The organism is Dyella sp. C9, from assembly GCF_003332825.1.
In the GTDB taxonomy this organism is placed as follows: domain Bacteria; phylum Pseudomonadota; class Gammaproteobacteria; order Xanthomonadales; family Rhodanobacteraceae; genus Dyella.
The window spans coordinates 74,548-92,570 of sequence record NZ_QIRF01000010.1; the positions used below are offsets into that span (position 1 = coordinate 74,548).

Annotated in this window: 14 protein-coding genes; 2 read left to right on the forward strand and 12 right to left on the reverse strand. The window is 65.8% G+C overall.

The window, feature by feature from the left end; genetic code table 11:
• Positions 1–30: 30 nt before the first annotated feature.
• Complete coding sequence (locus tag DVU99_RS12840) at positions 31–1,068, reverse strand: SMP-30/gluconolactonase/LRE family protein (RefSeq protein ID WP_114240620.1); 1,038 nt, start codon at positions 1,066–1,068, stop codon at positions 31–33.
• A 160-nt stretch (positions 1,069–1,228) separates the two neighbouring features.
• Here DVU99_RS12840 and DVU99_RS19790 point away from each other — a divergent pair, with 160 nt between their 5' ends.
• Positions 1,229–2,143, forward strand: a complete 915-nt coding sequence (locus DVU99_RS19790) for a LysR family transcriptional regulator (RefSeq protein WP_198670303.1) — start codon at positions 1,229–1,231, stop codon at positions 2,141–2,143.
• Positions 2,144–2,194: 51 nt separating this feature from the next.
• On the opposite strand, the gene DVU99_RS12860 is transcribed toward DVU99_RS19790, so the two are convergent.
• From DVU99_RS12860 to DVU99_RS12910, 11 genes are all read right to left on the reverse strand, one after another.
• Complete coding sequence (locus DVU99_RS12860; protein ID WP_114240623.1) at positions 2,195–4,384, reverse strand: TonB-dependent receptor; 2,190 nt, start codon at positions 4,382–4,384, stop codon at positions 2,195–2,197.
• Positions 4,385–4,695: 311 nt separating this feature from the next.
• Positions 4,696–6,426 carry a hypothetical protein gene (locus DVU99_RS12865; protein WP_157971433.1) on the reverse strand — a complete coding sequence of 577 codons (1,731 nt, stop codon included), beginning with the start codon at positions 6,424–6,426 and terminating at the stop codon, positions 4,696–4,698.
• Between the two features lie 93 nt (positions 6,427–6,519).
• On the reverse strand, positions 6,520–7,887 hold the full coding sequence (locus DVU99_RS12870; RefSeq protein ID WP_114240625.1) for an NAD-dependent succinate-semialdehyde dehydrogenase: 1,368 nt from the start codon (positions 7,885–7,887) through the stop codon (positions 6,520–6,522).
• A 6-nt stretch (positions 7,888–7,893) separates the two neighbouring features.
• The gene (locus DVU99_RS12875; RefSeq protein ID WP_114240626.1) at positions 7,894–8,193 is read right to left on the reverse strand and encodes a putative quinol monooxygenase; all 300 of its coding nucleotides are present in this window, start codon (positions 8,191–8,193) and stop codon (positions 7,894–7,896) included.
• Between the two features lie 33 nt (positions 8,194–8,226).
• Positions 8,227–9,198: an NAD-dependent epimerase/dehydratase family protein gene (locus DVU99_RS12880; protein WP_198670304.1), complete on the reverse strand. Its 972-nt coding sequence runs from the start codon at positions 9,196–9,198 to the stop codon at positions 8,227–8,229.
• Positions 9,191–10,171 (reverse strand): fumarylacetoacetate hydrolase family protein, encoded by a 981-nt coding sequence (locus DVU99_RS12885; RefSeq protein ID WP_114240628.1) that lies wholly within the window; start codon positions 10,169–10,171, stop codon positions 9,191–9,193. The genes DVU99_RS12880 and DVU99_RS12885 overlap by 8 nt, the downstream gene beginning before the upstream one ends.
• Before the next feature lie 27 nt (positions 10,172–10,198).
• Entirely contained in the window at positions 10,199–11,452 is a 1,254-nt protein-coding gene (locus DVU99_RS12890; protein ID WP_114240629.1) for an MFS transporter, read from the reverse strand.
• A gap of 60 nt (positions 11,453–11,512) precedes the next feature.
• Positions 11,513–12,547, reverse strand: coding sequence for a fumarylacetoacetate hydrolase family protein (locus DVU99_RS12895; RefSeq protein WP_114240630.1), 1,035 nt, complete (start codon positions 12,545–12,547; stop codon positions 11,513–11,515).
• A 150-nt stretch (positions 12,548–12,697) separates the two neighbouring features.
• Positions 12,698–13,801, reverse strand: a complete 1,104-nt coding sequence (locus DVU99_RS12900) for an amidohydrolase family protein (RefSeq protein WP_114240631.1) — start codon at positions 13,799–13,801, stop codon at positions 12,698–12,700.
• 24 nt (positions 13,802–13,825) lie between these two features.
• Complete coding sequence (locus DVU99_RS12905) at positions 13,826–14,596, reverse strand: SDR family NAD(P)-dependent oxidoreductase (RefSeq protein ID WP_114240632.1); 771 nt, start codon at positions 14,594–14,596, stop codon at positions 13,826–13,828.
• 64 nt (positions 14,597–14,660) lie between these two features.
• Entirely contained in the window at positions 14,661–15,134 is a 474-nt protein-coding gene (locus DVU99_RS12910; RefSeq protein WP_114240633.1) for a VOC family protein, read from the reverse strand.
• 480 nt (positions 15,135–15,614) lie between these two features.
• Here DVU99_RS12910 and DVU99_RS12915 point away from each other — a divergent pair, with 480 nt between their 5' ends.
• Positions 15,615–18,020, forward strand: coding sequence for a TonB-dependent receptor (locus DVU99_RS12915; protein ID WP_198670305.1), 2,406 nt, complete (start codon positions 15,615–15,617; stop codon positions 18,018–18,020).
• Positions 18,021–18,023: the final 3 nt, after the last annotated feature.

Consider the following 18,023-nt stretch of genomic DNA (forward strand, 5'->3'; position numbering starts at 1 on the left):
CCGTGGGGACGAAACGGAGAATGGCGTCGCTCAGGCCGCGATGGACGCCGGCCGCCAGTGCGGCAACGGCAAGCCCGCCACCGGCGAGCGAAAACACGACAGGGTGGTGCCGAGCAGGCTGCCCAGGTACACCGTCTTCAGGTCCGGCCCGCCAAAGGTGAGGCTGGCCATCAATGGGGCGACCGTGCCCTGCGCAATGCGCATCAGCTCGGGCGTGATGGTGCCGGCGTAGAAATGCTCGTCGTAGATGGCGATCTGCTCGGGGCGGCCGTCGTCGAGCAGGGTAAGCAGCTCACCCTCCGGCGTCAGCGCCACCAGCCGTTCGGCCATGATCAGGGTAATCCACAGGTTGCCGTACGCATCGAAGGCAAAGCCGTCCGGCGTGCCGCCGAGGTTGCCGGGGCCGAACACTTCGCGGCCGCTGAGCGAACCGTCGGCCTGCACGCGCAGGCGCGAGATGCGGCGGGCGTTGGACTCCACCACGTACAGCCACTCTTCCTTCGCATCGAGGCGGATCTCGTTGGTGCCGACAAAGCCGTCGGCGACGATGCGTATGCCCTTTTCGTCGATCAGCCCGACATAGCCGTCGGGCGTCTTCTCGTTGATGGCGCGTGTCCACGGGCGAAGGCGCGTGGTCACGGTGAACCAGATGCGGCCGCGGCTGTCGGTGAGCACGAAGTTGGTCTTGCCCAGCGGCTCGCCGTCGATCTCGGTATAGAGCGTGCGGCTATGGCCGTCGCGCGTCATCAGCTCGATCGCGTCGGTACCGAAGTTGGCGATCAGGATGTTGCCGTCGCGGTCGAAAGCCAGCCCGTTGGGCAAGGTGCCATGCAGCAACAGGCGCTCGGCCGAACCATCCGCGCCCAGGCCGCTGTCCACCGTCTGCGCGATCAGCTGCTGGGCGCCGTCCGGCGCAATGCGCATCACGCCGCCCCGGGCGTCCGCCGTCCACAGGGTGCCGTCCGGTTCGGCCAGGATGCATTCGGGCCGCTGGAGGCCTTGGCCAACGGTGCGGATCGACGCGCGATCGACCGTCCAGCCAACAAGTGGATTGGGGGATTGGGGCATACTGCGGGCTCCACTACGGGATCTTCGAAAGTGGAGCCATGGTGAGGCAGTCCGTTTCGGTGCAAAAATCGAATCTCCCGATGTCGACCATCACGGCGTTTCATGGACACCGGCGGCAAGCTTCGCCGGGCCCGATCTGACAGCAGGAGATTGCGAAGACGTGCGTTACCAGAAACTCGACCTGAATCTGCTGGCCGCGCTGAAGGCCTTGCTCACCGAGCGCAACGTCACCCGCGCTGGCGAGCAACTGCACGTCACGCAGTCCGCCATGAGCGGCATCCTCTCGCGCCTGCGCGAATATTTCGATGATCCGCTGATCGTTCAGGTCGGTCGCAAGATGGAACTGACGCCGCTGGCGGAAAGCCTGCTGGTGCCGGTCAGCGACATCCTGTTGCGCATCAACACCACCATCGCCACCCGGCCCAGCTTCACGCCGGCCACGGCGGAGCGGCATTTCTCGCTGGTGGCCTCGGACTACACCACCAGCGTGCTGTTGATCGATGTGCTGCGGCGCGTGCACAACGAGGCACCGGGCATTTCGGTGGAGCTGCGCACGCCCAGCGATGCCGCGGCGTTCGAGCTGGAATCGGGCGACGTGGACTTCATCATCCATCCGCAGCACCAGTCGTCGACGTCGCAACCGGGCGAGGTGCTGTTCGAGGACACCTATACCATCGTGGTCGACGCGAACCATCCCCACGCTGGTTCGACCATGTCGCTGGACGAATACCTCAGCTGGAGCCACGTGGGCTTCAAGAGCGGCTCCACCGGCCTGTCCATGTACGAGAACTGGTTTCTGCAGACGCATGGCGATGCACGGCGCATCGAGGTGTACAACCACAACTTCCACCTGATGCCGCACCTGGTGGTGGGCACGACCCGGCTGGCCACCATGCATACCCGGCTGGCCGAGAAGTACATCGGCCAGCTGCCGGTGCGGCTGATCACGCCGGGCTTCGACACGCCGCGGCTGGTGGAATTGCTGCAATGGCACAAGTATCGCGACATGGATCCCGGCAGCATCTGGCTACGCCAGTGCATCGTGGATGCGGCGAGGGAACTGCACTCGATCTGAGCGCGCAGGCGGGATGACGGCCGGTGCCGCCATCCCGCCGCCGGCGCAGGGTCAGAACAGCTTGATGTTGAACACCACGCCGAACGTACGTGGGTCGCCGAACATCGCCTTGAAGGCCGGCCCGGCAGGGTTGGACTGCTGCAGCAGCGCCTTGTTGCTGATGTTGTTGATGTAGGCGCCCAGCGACCACTTGTTGTCCGCGCTGTAGTAGGTGAGCCGGGCATTCCACACGGTGGCGCCTGCGGCGTACGAGCCTTCGAAGTGGTAGATGTCGATAAACGAGCCCGACTTGTACTTGCCGTCGAAGTGCGCGGTGATATTGGAGCCGTCACCGAAGTTGAAATAGTGCTCGTACGACAGGCTTGCACTGCGCTTGGGCGCCTGCGGCAGCGGTTCGCCCTTCAGGTTGATGTCGACCAGGCAGGTGGGTGGCCCCACCGGGCAGTTCTCGGTGATGGACGCTTCGCCGAACGACGTGTGGTTGTAGTTGATCCATCCGCCCAGGCGGTCGGTGGGCGTGAACAGGTAGTCCAGTTCGCTTTCCAGGCCGGCCACCGTCGTCGTGCCACTGACATCGGTGGTGTAGACGTTGATGTCGCCGTCGGACAGGTAGTGCGGGTAGCTCAGCTGGTAATTGGTGTACCAGTAGTAATAGGCCGCGGAGTTGAGCTGCAGGCGGTCGTCCAGCCAACGGTTCTTGCTGCCGATCTCGAAGGCGCGGATATGCTCGGGCGCGTAAGGCCCGGTATAAGGGTTGCTGCCGCCTTCGCTGCTCGCGGTGGAGTAGTCCGTGTAGAGCATGCCGCTGGGCGTGTAGCTCCAGTCCAGGCCGACCTTGTACGACCAGTAATGGAAGTTCGCCGCGATGCCGCTGAGTCCGCTGGCCGGCGTCGGGTCTTCCGAGGTGCCGATGTAGTCCCACTGGCGAACCGCGTCGTGGGTGTAGCGCAGGCCGGTGGTGAGGTGAACGGTGTCGGCGAGATCAAAGGTGAGCTGGCCGAAAGCCGCCTTGGAGCGATCGGTGGCCACGTTGGTGGTCTGTACCGAGTCGAACGTATAGATGTGGTCGATGCCGCCGCCGGTGTTGGCGTCGAAGTAGTACAGGCCGGTCAGCCAGTGGAACCAGCCATCACCGGTCGAGGCCAGGCGAAGCTCGTCCGAGTCCTGCGAGCGCGGCGAGGTCTTGTATTCCCACAGGCCGGAGAACTGCTGCTGGTAGGTATACAGGTAATCCTGGTGGTTGATGATGTAGGTGAGCTTGGCCGGGCCCAGATCCCAGTCCAGCTGGCCGGTGTACTCCTTGTCGGTGAGGTGGTTGTACGGCTGGCAATTGGGGCTGCACGAGGCATCGGCCGTGTTGTACGGCTCGGCCGTCCAGGCGCCGCGGCCATCCAGCGGGATGGTGACGTTGCCGGTGCCCAGGTTGTCCTGGTGGTATTCGGCTGCCGACAGCACGACGCGCAGGTTGTCCGAGGGTTGCAGCAACAGCTTGACCCGGCCGTTGGTCTGGTCGGCGTCGTCGAGGCCGTTGGTGAGGTAGCCGCTGTGTCGGTCCTTGTCCACTGCCACGCGCAGCGCGGCCCAATCGCTCAGCGGCAGGTTGAGCACGTTGGTGGCCTGCACCGAGTTGTAGTTGCCCAGGCCCACGGTGAGCTGATCGGACAGTTCGTTGAGCTGGGGATCGTTGGTGACGATGTTCACCGCGCCGCCGGTGGCGTTGCGGCCGTAGATGGTGCCCTGCGGACCACGCAGGACTTCCACGCGGTTCACGTCGAGCATCGATCCGGCGATCACCGGCGGTTCGGCCTGGTATACGCCATCGATATAGGTGGCGATCGGCGACGGAGAACCGAACGCCGCCACCTTGGTGCCGATGCCGCGTATGTAGAAGCTGGGCCCGCTGTTGGCGTTTTGCAACTCCACGCCAGGCATGAGTACGGCGGCCTGGGTGACGGTGGTGATGCCTTGCTGGGTCATGGTTTCACCGTCCACCGTGCTCACGGTAACCGGTGTCTTCTGCAGGTCGGTTTCCTTCTTCTCAGCGGTTACCGTGACCACGCCAAGCGTCTTGGCCTGCGCCCGGTCCTTGCCCGAGTTGTTGCTGTCCGTGGCATCGCTGCCATTCGTTGCCGGGCCATTGCCCGGCGCGGGTGGACTGGATTGTGCAAAAGCAGGCGTGCAAAGCGAACATGCAAGCCAGATGGAAACACAGATGGAACGACGTGCCGGCAAACTGCGCATGGACTCCCCCCTCCGAAGAGTCTGCTGCACCCGGGCCTTCCGGGCTCCGGAAGTGCAGGCGATTCGTTAGTGCCAGGCACTCCGGCCCAGCATCCGAAGAACGCAGCAACCCGCACCCCCATCCGGGTTGGTCCGCGGATCAAAGCACGCGCGTTTCGCGCAGACCAATGGACAATGGCAATCCATGTCATTCGTGGCGGCAATTGATGCGGCGCAATAGCTGTTGCGTTCGAAACGCTGTGAAACGCATGCACGCGGCAAGGCACCGGCGGCATGCGTGATGTCGCCGGTGCCTTGTCGCCGTGGGCCGCTCAGGAGAGCTTGATGACGAGCTTGCCCTTGTAGCTGCCCGGCTTGAGCGGTGTCTTCACGCCGTTCACCAGCAGGGTCAGCGGCTGGCCTTGTGCACCACTCACCACTGCGCCCGGCGCGAGCGTCAACTCGTTGAGGTAGGAGGTCTTGTCGACGACCCAGCGCGAAGTGCCGTCCAGCGAAAGCCGGGCGCCATGCGGGCCGGTGTTGCTGCCCAGCGCGTTGGCGACGCAGCCGATGTCGTGCAGTGTTTCGCGGGTGGGCGGCTTGCCCGAACAGGGCGACGTGGTCGACGTGCTGATGGCGCCTTCGACGGTGGCATCCTGCAGGGTGATGATCATGTCACCGACGTCGGTCATGCCGTTGAGCAGGTCGCCATGCAGGTGCACGCGATGAAAATCGGCCACGATGTCGCCGCTGAAGGTGGGCGTGCCTGCAGGTGGTCCGGGCAGGGCGCCCGGGTGCTTGGCCATCTCGACCATGATCGGGTCATCGTTGTCCATGCCCTGCAGGATCACGCCATTGCCCGGATGGAGGCTCGCATCGTCCACCACGATGTGGGTGCCGCGACCTTTCACCTCGATGAGCGTGGAGCCGGTGTTGAACACTGAACCCTTCTCGATGGTGAGCGTGCCGCCACCGGTACCCTGGTGCATCATCACGCCGTAACGGCCCGAGTTGACCACCGAGCCATCGGTGAAGGTGCCTGAACCCGGTCCGCCGATGATCAGTCCGACATCGACCACCTTGAACGTGCAGTGGCTGAAATGGTCGTGCGCATGGCCATTGGCGTAGGCGCCGTAGCCGCTGTCGATGGTTTCGATCAGCGTGTCGGTGGCGTACATGTAGGTGGGGCCGTCGCCATCGGACGACAACGCACCCCAGCCCTGGGCACGGATATGGTCATGGTTGTAGTAGACCGTGCCGTGATCCATCAGGTTGGTGGCGCGCACATTGCCGGTGATGCCCAGGCCGTAGGGCACCTCGCGCATCTCGCCAGGGCGGATGGAGAACTTGTAGTCGGGCGGCAGCTGGCCGTTCTTTACTTCGACGAAGGAGTCGTTCACCGTGAGCGTGCTGTCGCCGCCGATGAAGAACGCGGTACGCACGGCGCCCTGCGTGGTGATCCTGGCCTTGTTGACGGTGACCTTGGCCTTGCCGGTGGTCATGATCGCAGCACCGTAGCCGGCGAAGTCGTTGCCACCGTTGCCGGTCATCTGGATAGTCGGCTGGTTGATGGTGTAGCGCGAATCGCCGGCGACGATGATGCCGTTGACGTTCTCTTCGCGCGAATCGATCGACACGTGATCGGCCTGCGTATCGGTGATGCGCGACTCCTTGCCTGTCATGGCCGATACCGACCTTGCCGGCACCTTGGCGCCGCCGTCGATATACACCGCTGCCCGGTAGAGGTAGGGGTCCTTGCGGTCGCCAAAGGCCACCGGTATGTCCTCGGTGACGCTGAGCACCACGTGCCCGCGATAGGTGCCGGGGAGCATGGGCATGCCGACGCCGTCGACGGTCAGCGAGAGGCTGTGTCCGACGGGTGCCACCAGCGCTGCCTTGTCGCCAAGGGTGAGGCGGGCGAGGGTGGTGGTCTGTGCGATGGTCTGCGTCTTGCCCGCCGACACGGAAAGGCTCTCGCCAATGCTGGGGTCGGCCAGTGCGCTCAGGGACAAGGCCAGCACGCAGGCGGCACATAGGGCTTTCGGGCGATGAATACGGGGCATGGCATCTCTCATGGCTGTTGAATACCGATACGAAAGCTGCAGCAGGACAAGACCGGCCATGCAACGCGGCCGGTCGCGACACCCGTCAGGTGCTCAGGCGCCGATCACCGACTTCATGTTGAGGAACTCCAGCAGACCCGCGCTCGACAGCTCGCGGCCGTAGCCGGAGCGCTTCACACCACCGAACGGAAGGCGTGCGTCGGAGACCACCAGTGCATTGACCGCGGTGATGCCCGCATCGGCTTGCCGCACGTAGGCTTCCGCTTCGTGCTCGTCGCCGGTCCAGATGGCGCTGCCCAGGCCGAACGGCGTTTCGTTGCTGACGGCAATGGCCTCGTCCAGGCTGCGCACCTTGAACAACATCGCCACCGGACCGAAGAACTCCTCCTGGCGGATCGGCGCGTGTTCCGGGATGTCGGCCAGCACGGTGGCCGGGTAGAAATAGCCGGTGCCGTCAGGCAGCTCGCCACCCAGCAGCACACGGGCACCCTGGGCCTTCGCATGCTCGACCTGCGCGTGCAGGTCGTGGCGTGCACGCTCGCTGGACAAGGGGCCCAGCTGCACGCCTTCGGCCATCGGGTCGCCGACCCTGGCGGCCTGCATGGCGGCGACAAAGGCCGTCGCGAAGCGGTCGTACACCTTCTCGTGCACGATGAAGCGCTTGGCGCACACGCACGACTGGCCATTGTTGTTGAGTCGGGCGATGACAGCCTGGCCGGCGGCTTTCTCGATGTCGGCGCTGGGCATCACCACGAACGCGTCGCTGCCGCCCAGCTCCAGCACGCACTTTTTCAGCTGCAGGCCGGCGGCACTGGCCACCGCCTGGCCGGCGCGCTCGCTGCCGGTCAGCGTGACAGCCGCGACACGAGGATCCGCGATCACGCCAGCGATATCCTCGGTGCGCAGCAGCACCACCTGGCACACGCCGGCCGGCAAGCCCGCCTGGCGCATGATCCGCTCCAGCGCCAGCGCGCATTGCGGGGTATTGCCGGCGGGCTTCACCAGCCCAACGTTGCCGCCGAGCAGGGCCGGTGCAACGAAGCGCATGATCTGCAGGAACGGGAAGTTCCACGGCATCACTGCCAGTACCGCACCCAGCGGCAGCAGGCGCACCGATGCCTTGCCCTGGGGCATGGCCACCGGAGCGGTAGCCAGCAACGCCTCGCCGTGTTGCGCGTAGTGGCGGCAGATGCTGGCGCACTTTTCCACTTCGGCCAGCGCCTGCGGGAGGATCTTGCCCATCTCGGCCACCGCCAGCTCGGCCAGCGCGTGCTTCTCCGCCAGCATGCAGTCGGCTATGCGATCGAGCAGTTCGGCGCGATGGGCCACGCTGGTGTGGCGCCACGAGGCGAAGGCCGATGCGGAAGTCGCCAGGGCCGCCTCGATGCCGCTGGCGGCGAGGCTGGCGAAACGGGCGCCGGGCGTGCCATCCACCGGGTTGATGCTGGCGTAGTGCGACATGGCGGCTTAGCCGATGACGTCGACGTTGGCGAGTACCTTCACGCCGATCGGTTCGGCCAGGTAGTCGGGGATCTTCGCCCGGTACGCCTTGTAGTGTGCGCTGGCGCGGTGTGCCTCCAGCGCCGACTGGTCGGTGTAGACCTCGAACAGGTGGAAGTTCACCGGTCCTTCGGCGATACGGTACAGGTCATAGCGCAGGTTGCCCGGCTCGTCGCGGGTGGGAGCGATCATGCCGCGCAGCTCGGCCTCGGCGTCCGCCTCATGGCCGGGTTTGGGATAGAAGCTGGCGAATACGACGACAGTCATGCGTGGTTCCTCAATGGATGCGTGGGTAAAGGCTCAGGTGGGACCCAGTTGCGCCAGTACGTTGCGTACCAGCGTCACGGCGTCGCCATCGTGCTGAAAGCCGAGCCGGTCGGCGGTTTCGGCAAGCAGGGGTGGGTAGCGGCCGAACTGCGCTTCGAGCGCCTCGTTCGGTGCATAGGAGACGAGCTCGCGAACGTGGTCGCCGAGCACGTCGGCCAGTGCATCGACCAGCGCGTCCGCGCGCAGGCACAGGGCCGGAAGATTCCAGGCGCGCCATGCCGGCAGCGTGTCGGGCGAAAGACTGGCTGCGTGGATCAGGTTGCGCACCACGCAGGACACCGACATCACCCAGCTGGTGGAATGCGCGGCCACCGGCAGGGTGAAGCGCTCGCCGGCGCGCAGTGCACTGAACACGTCGCTGAGGTAAGCCGACAGCAGTCCGTTCGGCTGGCGCGGTCGCGCGAGCACGCCGGGCAGGCGTACCGCGCGGCCATCCAGCCAGCCGCGACGGCTGAAGTCGCTGAGCGTGGCTTCCATCATCAGCTTCTGCGTGCCGTAGCTCATGGTCGGATGGGTTGGCGTGCGGTCGTCGACCGGCGAGCGCGGCAGAGGCACGCCATACACGCCGATGGTGCTGGTGTAGACCACCACCGGCGGTCGCGGCTGCTCGCGCAAGGCCTCGAACAGCGCCTGCGTGGCCTGCACGTTCACGGCGTGCCCCAGCGCATAGTCGCGCTCGGCTGCCCCGCCCGGCACCGCAGCCAGATGGAAAACCACATCGACGCCCGGTTGCAGTGCGCGATCGCGCACGGCGGCGTCACCCATGCTGCCTTCGACGAAACGCAGGCGCGGGTCATCGGCAAGCTCGCCGCGTACCTGGTCGAGGGCGGTGATCGTGCCGATGGCGCGTTCGCCAAGGTGGCCCTGCGCAAGCAGGGCACGCACCAGCCGCTGACCGACAAAGCCGCCGGCACCGGTCACCAGGATGTGCAATGGCTCAGTCATCGACGGGCTTCACCAGGCGGTTGCGCAGCGTGCCGATGCCGTCGATGCTGAATTCGAACAGGTCGCCGTCGCTGAGGTAACTGTCGCGCTCCAGACCGCTGCCACCCGTCACCGTACCGGCACTGATGAATTCGCCGGCATGCAGGGTTTCGTCGCGGGAGACGAAGGCAATCATCTCCTCGAAGGTGAATACCCCGTCCTCCATGGTGGTGTCGGTACGCAGCTCGCCGTTGACGCGTGCGGTCATGCGGCGGGAGCGGATGTCCGGCAGTTCGTCGCGCGTGACGATCCACGGGCCGATCACGTTGCCGGTATCGAAATCCTTGCCCTTGGCCGGGCCAAGGTGCCCCTGCATCTCCACTACCTGCTCGTCGCGGGCGGAGATGTCGTTGAAGATGGTGTAGCCGAAGATGTGCTCGTGGGCGCGTTCGGGCTTGATGTTGACGCCCCGGCGGACGAGGAAGAAACCGCATTCGAGCTCGTAGTCCATGTAATGGGCGAAACTCGGCCAGCGGATGTCGGTGTCGGTGCCGATCACGCTGTAACGGTTGGTCTTGAAGTAGATCGGTCGCTGGCGGTTGATCGCCGGCACGTCAGCATGCTCGGGCAGGTTCGGTGGCGGCAGCCCCTTGAGGCGGGCCAGCAGGCGCTGCACGCCGACCGGCGCATGGCGCAGGTGCCCGTCGAAGTTGGTGAAGCCACGCATCTGCCGTGGCACCGGCACCGGCGAAAGCAGTTTCACCGCAGCGAGGTCCTGGCTGAGGTCCTGTTCGTCGCGTCGGCGGGCGAACACGCTGTGGGCCAGATCGAGGGCGGCCGTGTCGCCGTCGATCAGGTCTAGCATGGAGGCGAAAGCCGCCGACGGCGTGCCGGCACGCTCTGCGGCCGCGGCCAGGTCGAACATCTGGCTGTCTTCGGCGTGAACGATGCCGATCCGGGGGGCGCCCTGATGCAGGTAAGTCGCAAGTTTCATGAGGATTTTCTGGGTGCGCGTTGGGTGTCAGTGCGAGCCCTGGGCCGAGGGCAGGCCGGCGGCGTCGCCGTTCCGTAGTGCTCCGGTGAGGCTGCCGATGCACAGCAGCAGGACACCGACGATCAGTGCACCGACGCCGAACAGCGCCGTGGTATGCAGCACGTCGCCGCCGAGTCCGCCCTGCACGTGGCCAAACAGGAAGCCGCAGATGGGTTGCGAGATGAAGAAGCTGCTCATGTAGGTGCCGGTGCCTTTGCCGCGCAGCGAGTAAGGCAGCAGGCCGAGCATCCAGGTCATCAGGCCCGACAGCATGAAGCCGCAGCCGAACTCGTGGAGCACCATGCTGAGCGTCAGCGTGGTGAGGTCGCCGGCATGTGCCATCAACAGCAGGCCGCAACCGGCAAGCTCGAAGGCCAGGATCACCAGCCACGGCGTGCCGACGCGCCGCTTGCGCAGCAGGTTGAACACGAAGGCTCCCACGGGCATGGCCAGGCTGCCGATGGCGCCGATCATGCCGGCGGTACGCGGCTCGGTGAAACCATGCGCCGCGGCGATCACGCCAAGCTGGATCTGCGGTGTCATGAAGGTGATGCCACCAGCCACGGTCACCACGCCGACCGCGAGCAGCGCACCCAGGCTGAAACGGCTGTCGCCGTTTTCCTCGGCCCGCTGCGTGGGCGCCCGGCGTTCCGGTTCCCAGGTAAAGGCCAGCACCGCGAACAGGAACAGCAGTGCGGAGAAATACACCGCATAAGGGAGGCGCCAGCTGGTCTGGGCCAGTATGCCGCCGAGCGCGAAGAACACCGTGGCCGACAGCGAGGCAATCGCCGTGTTCAGCGCGAGATAGCGCTCGCGGTCGCGGCCCTGGAATAGGTCGCCGAGCATGGTGATCGACGCGGTCATGAGCACCGTCTCCGCGATGCCCACGCACAGGCGGCTGGCGACGATCTGCGGCAGCGTGGCGAGGTAGAGCGGCGCGGTGCCGGCCACCACATAAAGCACGAGGCTGGCAATCAGGGCGCGACGGCGGCCGAAGCGGTCGACGATGGCGCCGGCGAATGGGGACAGCAGGGCCACGCACAGCGCCGGAAAAGTCAGCGCATTGGTGACCCAGGCCAGCGTGTGCGGGTCGTCGCCGAAATGGTGGGCCATCGCCGGCACCGACGGTGCCAGCAACACCACGGCCATGGTCGAAAGCAGGCCGATCGCCACCAGCAGCACGCCCTGCAGCGGGCCGGGCTGGCGGACCTTCGAGGATGCGGCGTGAATGCTGGCTGTCATGTCGCTCTTGGCTGGCGGGAAGGGAGGTGGCTGCGGGTGCTTGCGCGTGGGTGCCGCGGGCTAGCTTTCGGCGATGCAGCGATTGCGCTGCACGCCGAGGCCGGTGATGGTGCTTTCCATCACGTCGCCCGCGCGCAGCAGGCGCCCGTGATGGATGCCGTTGCCGGCCGGCGAGCCGGTGGCGATCAGATCGCCGGGCTGCAGCTGCACGTGCGCGGAAATGAATTCGATCAGGCGTGCGACGTCGAAGATCATGTCGGCGGTGGACTCGTCCTGCATCACCTGACCATTGAGACGCAGGGTGATCTGCAGGTCCTGCGGGTTGCCCACGAAGGCGGCAGGCACCAGGTAGGGGCCCTGTGGCAGAAAGGTCGGCGTGCTCTTGCTCGCCATCCAGTCCATGCCCATCTGCGGGATGTCCGGGCGGTTGACCAGTTCGCGGCTGGTGATGTCGTTCACCACCATGTAGCCAGCGACATGGTCCAGCGCCTGGGCCCGGCGCACGCGCCGCGTCGGCTTGCCGATCACCACGCCAAGCTCCAGCTCCCAGTCGGGCTTCACCACGTCGTGCGGCAGCACCACGTTGTCGTACGGGCCGACGATGCTGCTGCGCGATTTGAAGAACACGAACGGCTTACCGTGCGCGGCGCGCTCGTCCATCATCCGGATGCCATGCGCGCGCAGCTCGTCGCGGCTCATGTGTTCGGTGCCGGGCTCGCCACCGCCGGCGAGGATGATGTCGATCACATGCTTCTTGTAGTTCGCGCCCGAGCAGTAGATCGTGCCCGGATCGGGCAGCGGCGCATGCACGCCCAGCGCCGTGACCGGCACCCACGGCAGGTTCTCGTCCACGCCGGTGGCGCCCGGCGACGGCGCGATGGCGTCGCCCACCGCGGCGAGCGCGGCGTCCCAGTCCTGCAGCAGTTCGAACAAAGTCGCGCTGGCGGGCAGGCGATGGCCATGGCGACGCCAGCGCGGCTCCAGTGCATGGACGGATACCACGCGCTCGTCGACCACTACGCCCACGAAGGGCTGGGCGCCGGCGATGGAGAAACGTCCGAAGGAGAAACGCGAAGGCAGGGAGGCTGAAGGCATCGGTGGTCTGCTGTCACAAGCGGAAAAGTGGCGGCTCTGGCAGCGCCTGAATCGAGTATGCGCAGCCGTGGCCGGAGTCGGGAAATGGATTGTCGGAATGCGGGCTATTGGCGTTGCCGATGGCTGCACTGCAACGCGCGCAGCGCATCGTCAGGCGTCCTGGTGCAGGCCCAGCAGGCGTGCCGCGTTGCCGCCGAGGATCTGCCGACGCCGGTCGGCATCGAGCCCGGGCACCTCGTCCAGCATCGCGTGGATGTCATAGGCACCCATGTCGAACGGATAGTCGGTGCCCACCACCAGCTGCGACGCGCCATAGCGCGCGATCAGGCCACGCAGCACCGAAGGGTCGGCCACCAGGGTGTCGAACCAGATCTGGCGCAGGTAGCTGCTGGGTGCGCGCGAGGCCTGACCCGCCTCGGGACGTACGCGGTACCCGTGGTCCGAGCGGCCGGGGTAGGACGGCAGGTAGCCGCCGCCGTGTGCGCCCAGGAGTTTCAGGCGCGGGTGCCGGTCAAGCACGCCGCTGAAGATGAGGTGGGACAGCGCGATGGTCGTTTCCAGCGGCTGTCCGATGATGTTGGAGAGGTACCACGGCTCCAGCCGTGAGCCCAGCGTGGTGCCGAACGGATGGATGAAGACCACGCAGTCCAGCGATTCGGCGCGTGCCCAGAACGGTGCGAAACGCGGGTCGCTGAGTTCCACGCCGGCCACGGCGCTGGAGATCTGCACGCCGCGAAAACCCAGTTCGCGCACCGCGTGATCGAGCTGGGCAGCGGCCAGCTCCGGATGCTGCAGGGCGACATTGGCGAAGCCGAGCATGCGCGAGGGATAGGCGGCGCACAGTGCGGCGATGCCCTCGTTCTGCACGCTGACTATGCGCCTGGCCAGTTCGGGATCGGCCCAGTAGTAATTCTGGCTGGGCGATGGGCCGATCACCTGCACGTCCACGCCCATGGCGTCCATGTCGGCCAGCCGCACGGACGGGTTGGTCATGCGCGGGAACGCCTGCGGCAACATCACCGTGCGGTTGTGTTCCCCCGAGACACGGCCCTGGCCTGCGGCGAAGGCGGCCATTTCCTGCTGTTTGCCGGGATGGTCGGTGACCAGGTCCTCCACTGCCGGCACGAAGGCGTGGCAGTGCACGTCGATGGTGGTGAGCGATGGATCGCGCCGGGCCACCGCGGTGCGGGCAAGCTCAGGGGCCGCGCATCCGTCCGCGCAGCCGTTGCCGCAGGTATGCAGTTGTATCGTCATGTTGCCCCTCCCCAAGAGCGTGATTCACCAGGCGGTGGCGCCGCCGTCGATGTTGAAGTCCGCTCCGGTGACCCACGTCGACTCGTCGGAGGCGAGGTAGGTGGCACACCACGCGATGTCGTCGGGCGTGCCCAGGCGCTTGATCATCATCTTGCTGAGGACGTGTTCCTTGAAGCCGGGCTGGTCCAGCACCGGCCGGGTTGCGCCGGTGACCACCATCGCCGGTGCGATGCTGTTGGCGCGGATGCCGTGCGGCCCGCCTTCCATCGCCAGCTGCCGCGTCATGGCCATCACGCCGCCCTTGCCGGCGCAATGCGCGACGGCGCCCGAACCTTCCAGCGCCACGTACGCGTTGGCGGACGAGAAGTTGATGATCGAGCCGCCCCCGCGGGCGATCATGTGCGGCCACACGGCCTTGCAGGCGAGGAACACCACGTCGAGCTCGCCGACCAGGGTTTTCTTCCACTGCGTTTCATAGTCCATCTCCTCGATCCAGGCGAACGCGCCGAAGGCGGCCGCATTGACCAGGATGTCCACACCCCCGTGCAGGGCCAGCGTGGTGTCGACCAGGCGCCGGACGTCGTCGGGGCGGCTGAGGTCGCAGGGGTGCAGGCTGTCGATGGCCAGCCCTTCGGCGCGTGCGCGCGACAGGGCCTCCTCGGCGTTGGCGGCGTCGAGGTCACAGGTGACCACGCGGGCGCCATGGCGGGCGAACATCATGGCGCAGCCCTGGCCGATGCCGCTGCCAAAGCCGGTGACGATGGCGACCTTGCCTGCAAGGCGGTTGGAAAGCATGGGTGAATCCTCTCTCGACCGGCCGGGCCGGCGGGTGATGTACGGCGGCAATGCGCGGGCAGGGTCAGTCGACCCACATCTCGGGCGCTTCGACGAACTCCAGCAGGTTGCCGGCGTTGTCGCGGATGAAGATGTTGGCGCCGAAGCTGGCGCGCATCACGAATACGATGTCGGCACCGCGTGCGCGCAGCTCGGCAGCCATCGGCTCGACGTCGCGCACCGCAAAGGCGACATGCTTGTTTCCGTGCGTATGCACATCGCGGTCGGGATGGCGGCGATCTTCTGGCAGCGGGGCTGCCCCTGGCACCTCGAACAATTCCAGCCGCAGCTCGCCGCGCCGCAGCATCGCCACGCGGGCGGGGATCTTGTCGATATCGAAGCGCTTCTCCACTTCGAAACCCAGCATGTCGCGGTACCAGGCGATGGATGCCTCGATGTCGGGCACGCTGATGCCGCCGTGATGGTGCTTCAGTGCTACCCGGTCGGTTGCGCCGGCATCCGTTCCGGCGGGTGTTGCTGGTGATACTGCCTTGGTCATGCGCTCCCCCGCGCTGGTACAGGTCGCCGGCATGGATCGCCCGACGGATGTCCCGGCATGGTAGCCAATCGTCCCGACGCTTATGCATGGCGTGTCGTGATCGCCCGCATGAAGAACGCTGATAGCGGGGCCGACGAGCTGGAAACGGCTGGCAAGGCGTGACGATGACGAGGCCGCTTTTGCCGCTGAACCCGCATCACGTCGCGCATCGTCAACGTGATGCGTCGCATCAATTTTTCCAGCGGATGACGCGCATCGGAATTACCAATTTCTCAATGTTTTCGCCACACACCTAAGATCCGGGCGGTGTTCGACATCGGGGGCTGTCCTGACGAGGGACGGGACAGCCTGGAATCAAAAAAAATCCATGGCCTGCCCTGAGTTCGCCCGCACCGACTGGGTCGAATCGAAGTGTCGGGAGCCGGCCGCAAGTCATTGGGGGAGGAAGCAATGAAAGTAAAGGGTTCACCGACGCTCGCCATGTGCATACTCGCCGCGCTTGCCGCGACGGCCAGCCAGCCGGCGATCGCGCAAACGGGCAGTACCGATGCCGCCCAGCCGGAACAGGCGCAAGCCGCGCCGGCCGGCCAGGACGCCAAGAACGACAAGCGCCCGTCGACCGACAACATCAAGAACCTGTCCCAGGTGACGGTCACCGCCCAGAAGCGCAGCGAGAACATCGAGTCCGCGCCGGTGTCGGTGTCGGTGGTTTCGGCCGACACGCTGGCGCAGAAGAACATTTCAAACGCCGCCGATCTCAACAACGTGGTGCCGTCGGTCAACATCAACGACACCATGAACGGTCGAACGCCGCTGTCGATCCGCGGCATCTCCACCGTCAGCAACGAGGCGGCCGTCGGCATCGAGTCCGGCGTGGCGATGATGATCGACGGCGTGCCGGTGCCCTCGGACTCGGTGGCGGCCAATGACCTGCAGGACGTCGAGCGCGTCGAGGTGCTGACCGGCCCGCAGTCCACCCTGGGCGGCCGTGCCGCCTCGGCTGGCGTGATCAACGTGGTCACCCGCTCGCCGACCGATTTCTGGACCGGCGGCGCCAGCACCACGGTCACCAACGACGGCGAAAAGCGTTTCCAGGGCTATATCTCCGGCCCGCTCAGCAAGGTGCTGGACTTCAGCCTGGCGACCTGGGGCGGTCATACCGATTACCCGATCTTCAACACGGCGACCGGGCAGGCCACGCGTACCAGCAAGTTCGGCGGCCGCGGCAAGCTGGAGTTCAAGCCGACCGACAACTTCGACGCCACCCTGGCCCTGCGCGCATCCAAGCAGAACACCAGCGGCTCGAACTGGGTGTACAGCTATGTGACGCCCGGCGCCAACCTGTTTCCCTATGTCAACGGCGTGGGCGCGACGCAGGCCCAGAGCTTCCCGGGCATCCAGCTGGGCGCGGACAACCGCGACTACAACACGGCGCCGCAGCTGTACTCCGATGCGCGCGACCGGCAGGCCACGCTGACCATGAACTACACGTTCGCCAACGGCAACGTGCTCACCTCGACCACCGATTTCCAGAGCGAAAAGCTGACCAACGTCCAGCCGAACTTCCTGACGGCGACGTATTTCTGGAACGACATCATCGGCGTGCCCTATGGCACGCCCAGCCCGCCGGCGTTCTACAACTGGCAGCAGGTGCACCTGGACATGAACCAGAGCACCGAGGAAATCAAGCTGGTGTCGCCGGCCGACGAAACCTTCAGCTACGTCACCGGCGTGTTCTTCTCGCGCAGCGACGTGACCGGTACCACCACGCGCTACTTCCTGCCCAACCTGTACCTGTCCACCGCCGAGTCGATCACCAGCACCTACGACTGGTACGGTCGCGGCACCTGGAAGTTCAGCGATTCCACCTCGCTGATCGCCGGCCTGCGCTACAACCGCGACAAGATCGCCTACGACATCAACCAGACCGCCTACAGCAGCTCCGGTCCCTACATCAGCGATGCGGCCAACTGGTCCTCGGCGGTGGTGGGCGACCTGACCCTGCAGCAGAAGCTCGACGAATCGTCGATGCTGTACTTCACCTACTCGCGTGGCTACAAGCCCAAGGCGTACAACACGGCGCAGCAGCTGACTTCGTCCGACCCGCTGACGCCGGTGAAGCAGGAGCACATCAACAGCTTCGAGCTCGGCAGCAAGGGCGTGTACTTCGACAACAAGCTGGTGGTCAACGCGGCGCTGTACTACACCAAGTACCAGAACTACCAGGTGCAGGAGTACGCCGCGACCAGCTACGGCCCGGTGCTGCACCTGGACAACGCCGGTGGCGCCAAGACGCAGGGCTTCGAGCTAACCACGCAATACAGCATCACGCCGATGACGCGGCTGGACTTCAACATGGCGTACACCGACGCCAAGTTCACCTCGTACAAGAACGCAACCTGCTACTCGACGCAGACCGCGGCCGAGGGCTGCACCACCACCTACGTGGGCGGTACCGCGGTGCAGGTACAGGATGTGTCCGGCGACACCATGCCGCTGGCACCCAAGTTCAAGGCCACGCTGGGCGCGCAGCACCGCATTCCCTTCAGCAACGGCTACGACCTGACCCTGGCGGGCGACTACGCCTATCGCACCAAGCAGCAGTTCCTGCCCGACCAGAACCCGATGACCCAGATGGGTGCGTTCGGTCTGCTGAACCTGTCGACCACGCTCACCAAGCATGGCGAATCGGCCGACTACTCGGTGTCGCTGTTCGTCAACAACGTGACCAACAAGAACTACTACACCGACATGACCGACTGGTGGGCCGGCCTGTGGGCCATCCCCAACGCGGGGGGCGGTTTCACCCCGGCCAATGCGGTGATCGTGCAGCGTGCACGCGATTCGCAGCGCTATTTCGGCCTGCGCCTCAACGTGAACTTCTGAGCG